The organism is Fictibacillus halophilus, from assembly GCF_042680145.1.
Lineage (GTDB): Bacteria > Bacillota > Bacilli > Bacillales > Fictibacillaceae > Fictibacillus > Fictibacillus halophilus_A.
Genome location: NZ_JBHTNQ010000004.1, coordinates 1 through 1297, shown reverse-complemented (window position 1 = coordinate 1297; position 1297 = coordinate 1). Strand labels below are relative to the sequence as shown.

The 1297-nt window shown below is 46.5% G+C and carries 9 tRNA genes and 1 rRNA gene; all 10 read right to left on the bottom strand.

Annotated elements, in window-relative coordinates:
* Positions 1–149 precede the first annotated feature (149 nt).
* The 10 genes from ACFQ4X_RS17135 to rrf all read right to left on the bottom strand — a co-directional run bounded on the left by ACFQ4X_RS17135 (position 150) and on the right by rrf (position 1102).
* Positions 150–225: transfer RNA gene (locus tag ACFQ4X_RS17135), tRNA-Ala, on the bottom strand.
* 23 nt (positions 226–248) lie between these two features.
* Positions 249–325, bottom strand: a tRNA-Pro gene (locus tag ACFQ4X_RS17130).
* Positions 326–335: 10 nt separating this feature from the next.
* Positions 336–412, bottom strand: a tRNA-Arg gene (locus tag ACFQ4X_RS17125).
* A gap of 7 nt (positions 413–419) precedes the next feature.
* Positions 420–508 (bottom strand) — tRNA-Leu (locus ACFQ4X_RS17120).
* A 14-nt stretch (positions 509–522) separates the two neighbouring features.
* Positions 523–597, bottom strand: a tRNA-Gly gene (locus ACFQ4X_RS17115).
* Positions 598–627: 30 nt separating this feature from the next.
* Positions 628–711, bottom strand: a tRNA-Leu gene (locus tag ACFQ4X_RS17110).
* Between the two features lie 15 nt (positions 712–726).
* A tRNA-Lys gene (locus ACFQ4X_RS17105) sits at positions 727–802 on the bottom strand.
* An 8-nt stretch (positions 803–810) separates the two neighbouring features.
* Positions 811–886: transfer RNA gene (locus ACFQ4X_RS17100), tRNA-Thr, on the bottom strand.
* Between the two features lie 11 nt (positions 887–897).
* Positions 898–973: transfer RNA gene (locus tag ACFQ4X_RS17095), tRNA-Val, on the bottom strand.
* Between the two features lie 13 nt (positions 974–986).
* Positions 987–1102: ribosomal RNA gene (rrf, locus tag ACFQ4X_RS17090) — 5S ribosomal RNA — on the bottom strand.
* Positions 1103–1297: the final 195 nt, after the last annotated feature.

The window sequence follows — 1297 nt, the reverse complement described above, 5'->3', positions numbered from 1 at the left end:
CAGGATCAAACTCTCCATAAAAGTGTTTGACTTGCTCTAATTTATTACTGACGGAATTAATTCTTAATTCCTTACCTTTGCTTTTGTTCAGTTTTCAAAGAACTTTTTTTGCAATAAAAAAGAAAATGTCAGAAACATTTTCTGAAAAATGGTGGAGCTTAGCGGGATCGAACCGCTGACCTCCTGCGTGCAAGGCAGGCGCTCTCCCAGCTGAGCTAAAGCCCCAAATATAACTTATATAGTTATGATGGTCGGGAAGACAGGATTTGAACCTGCGACCCCCTGGTCCCAAACCAGGTGCTCTACCAAGCTGAGCCACTTCCCGTAAAAAAATATGGCGCGCCCTGAGAGATTCGAACTCCCGACCTTTTGATTCGTAGTCAAACACTCTATCCAGCTGAGCTAAGGGCGCATGTATGTGGTGCCGAGGACCGGAATCGAACCGGTACGGTAGTCACCTACCGCAGGATTTTAAGTCCTGTGCGTCTGCCAGTTCCGCCACCCCGGCACATACAATAACTTTGGAGCGGAAGACGGGATTCGAACCCGCGACCCCAACCTTGGCAAGGTTGTATTCTACCACTGAACTACTTCCGCGAACTATTTTGTTTTTTTATTAAATTAATATGGTGCGGGTGAAGGGACTCGAACCCCCACGTCAAAGACACTAGATCCTAAGTCTAGCGCGTCTGCCAATTCCGCCACACCCGCATATTAATTTGAAAATGGTGAGCCATGAAGGACTCGAACCTTCGACCCTCTGATTAAAAGTCAGATGCTCTACCGACTGAGCTAATGGCTCATGCAAAATGGTGCCGGCTAGAGGACTTGAACCCCCAACCTACTGATTACAAGTCAGTTGCTCTACCAATTGAGCTAAACCGGCAAGTAAGTATATGGTGGAGGATGACGGGATCGAACCGCCGACCCCCTGCTTGTAAGGCAGGTGCTCTCCCAGCTGAGCTAATCCTCCGTATAAAATTCCAGCCTAGCGACGTCCTACTCTAACAGGGGGAGACCCCCAACTACCATCGGCGCTGAAGAGCTTAACTTCCGTGTTCGGTATGGGAACGGGTGTGACCTCTTCGCCATCATCACTAGACCAGAAAGCGAGTTATTTATCTCGACAAGATAAAATTATACGCTATGTAATTAAGAATTGCAAGAGATTTTTTAATGATTTTCATCATTTTATGTTCTCTCAAAACTAGATACGACGTTTCCAAACGTTTCATACAATTTTAAGGATAAGCCCTCGACCGATTAGTATCTGTCAGCTCCACGTGTCGCCACGCTT